This is a genomic window from Pseudoalteromonas sp. SR45-5 (assembly GCF_014163565.1).
GTDB classification, from domain to species: Bacteria; Pseudomonadota; Gammaproteobacteria; order Enterobacterales; family Alteromonadaceae; genus Pseudoalteromonas; species Pseudoalteromonas distincta.
Genome location: NZ_JACJDN010000672.1, coordinates 1 through 2079 on the forward strand (window position 1 = coordinate 1; position 2079 = coordinate 2079).

Below are 2079 nucleotides of genomic sequence, written 5' to 3' on the forward strand. Positions count from 1 at the left end.
CTTTTGAGTTATTTTTTAAAATAATAGCGAATCATATTTAAAGGAGCAAATAGCTCCTTTTTTGTTGAATAAATTATGCATGTAATACACCTTTAACCCTAATTTGTCGTTGAGATCACGGTTTAACCTACTAAACTGTCTTTTTGCTTCACTTCTTGCTTGCGTTATTGCCAAAAACTCGTACAATTCCCCAGCTCCCCATTCTGGGGAGTAAATCTTATTAATGAAAACAGTCAATCTTTATAGAGGACGGTATGGTAACTATTCGTTTGCAACGTGGTGGCGCTAAAAAACGCCCTTTCTATCAAATTGTGGTTGCGGATAGCCGTTTCTCGCGTGACGGTCGCTTCATCGAGAAAGTAGGCTTTTTTAACCCAATTGCTTCAGGTCAAGAAGAAAAAATTCGTTTAGATTTACCACGTGTTGAACACTGGGTAGGTCAGGGCGCATCTCTTTCAGATCGCGTAGCTAAGTTAGTAAAAGACGCTCGTAAAGCGGCTTAATAGGCGTAAGTGTAACCATGAGTCAAGAGAACACCTCATCAATAATTGTCGTAGGAAAGCTCGGTGCCCCATATGGTATAAAGGGCTGGCTTAAGGTACATTCATTTACTGATGATCCCGTAGGGATCTTCGATTTCAGCCCGTGGTTGATAGGGCAGCAAGGTAAATGGCAGTCCTTAGAAGTGGTCGACTGGCGTCGCCACAACAAAGGCTTTATCGCTAAATTTGCGCAGATAAACGACCGAGACGAAGCAATGGCTTATACCCATGCTGAAATCTCAATGGATGCAGCGCATTTACCAGAACTTCCGCAAGGTGAGTTCTATTGGCGAGATCTCATTGGCATGTCTGTTGTAACCGATAAAGGTTATAGCTTAGGCATTGTTGATGACCTTATGGAGACAGGGTCAAATGACGTACTAGTTGTGAAAGCAAACAGTAAAGACGCATTTGGTCAAGCTGAACGTTTGATTCCTTTTTTAACTGATTCAGTTATTAAAGAAGTTAAATACGACGCAAGAGAAATTACCGTAGATTGGGACCCAGGGTTTTAATGACGCAAACTAGTTCATTATGGGTAGGGGTGATAAGCCTTTTTCCAGACATGTTTGACGCTATTACAGACCAAGGTGTTACCGGTCGCGCAGTAAAAAATGGTTTAATTGATTTTAACTGTTGGAATCCTCGAGACTACGCTTTAGATAAGCATAGAACCGTAGATGACCGTCCTTACGGGGGCGGACCAGGTATGTTAATGATGGTTGAGCCATTAAAAAAAGCGATTGCCGAAGCTAAAAAAGCAGCTGGTGATGGCGCTAAAGTAATTTATATGTCCCCGCAAGGGCGCAAACTTGATCAGCAGGGCGTTAGCGAACTCGCTAACTCTAATAAACTGATTTTGATTGCCGGTCGCTATGAAGGTATAGATGAGAGAATAATAGAATCATATGTTGACGAAGAATGGTCAATTGGTGATTTTATTTTGAGTGGTGGTGAACTACCTGCCATGACATTAATTGACGCAGTAGCGCGATTAGTGCCAGGTGTGTTAGGTCATAACCAGTCAGCAGAACAAGATTCGTTTTCGGATGGCTTGTTAGATTGTCCACACTATACACGACCAGAAACATTGGACGACAAACAGGTTCCTGCTGTATTACTCAGCGGAAACCACCAAGAGATAGCAAAGTGGCGGCTTAAGCAGTCATTAGGTAGAACTTGGTTACGACGTCCTGACTTGTTGCATAACCTAGCTCTGACTGAGGAGCAAGCGGTATTACTCGCAGAATTTCAGCAAGAGTACCAAAAAGCTTGTGGCTAGAAGACAGTTACACCTAGGAAAGTGAGAAACATAATGGCAAAAGTAAACCAAAATATTATTAAAGCGCTTGAAGATGAGCAGCTTAAAACAGACGTACCTGCATTTGGCCCTGGTGATACAGTGGTTGTACAGGTAAAAGTAAAAGAAGGTGCTAAAGAGCGTCTACAGGCCTTTGAAGGTGTTGTAATCGCTAAGCGTAATCGTGGTCTTCACTCAGCATTCACAGTTCGTAAAATTTCGAACGGTGAAGGTGTT

The 2079-nt window shown here is 42.3% G+C and carries 4 protein-coding genes; all 4 read left to right on the forward strand.

Annotated elements, in window-relative coordinates; genetic code table 11:
- Nucleotides 1–254: 254 nt before the first annotated feature.
- Nucleotides 255–503 carry a 30S ribosomal protein S16 gene (gene rpsP / locus H5072_RS17835; RefSeq protein ID WP_002962192.1) on the forward strand — a complete coding sequence of 83 codons (249 nt, stop codon included), beginning with the start codon at nucleotides 255–257 and terminating at the stop codon, nucleotides 501–503.
- Nucleotides 504–520: 17 nt separating this feature from the next.
- Nucleotides 521–1057: a ribosome maturation factor RimM gene (gene rimM / locus H5072_RS17840; RefSeq protein ID WP_024596584.1), complete on the forward strand. Its 537-nt coding sequence runs from the start codon at nucleotides 521–523 to the stop codon at nucleotides 1055–1057.
- Entirely contained in the window at nucleotides 1057–1824 is a 768-nt protein-coding gene (gene trmD / locus H5072_RS17845; RefSeq protein WP_182694314.1) for a tRNA (guanosine(37)-N1)-methyltransferase TrmD, read from the forward strand. The genes rimM and trmD overlap by 1 nt, the downstream gene beginning before the upstream one ends.
- A gap of 33 nt (nucleotides 1825–1857) precedes the next feature.
- The coding region (rplS, locus tag H5072_RS17850) for a 50S ribosomal protein L19 (protein ID WP_182694315.1) at nucleotides 1858–2079 on the forward strand (222 nt) is incomplete at its 3' end.

What these genes read in the sequence shown, in the direction of transcription:
- rpsP (WP_002962192.1), top strand. Translation starts at nt 255, where the DNA reads ATGGTAACTATTCGTTTGCAACGTGGTGGCGCTAAAAAACGCCCTTTC.
- rimM (WP_024596584.1), top strand. Translation starts at nt 521, where the DNA reads ATGAGTCAAGAGAACACCTCATCAATAATTGTCGTAGGAAAGCTCGGT.
- trmD (WP_182694314.1), top strand. Translation starts at nt 1,057, where the DNA reads ATGACGCAAACTAGTTCATTATGGGTAGGGGTGATAAGCCTTTTTCCA.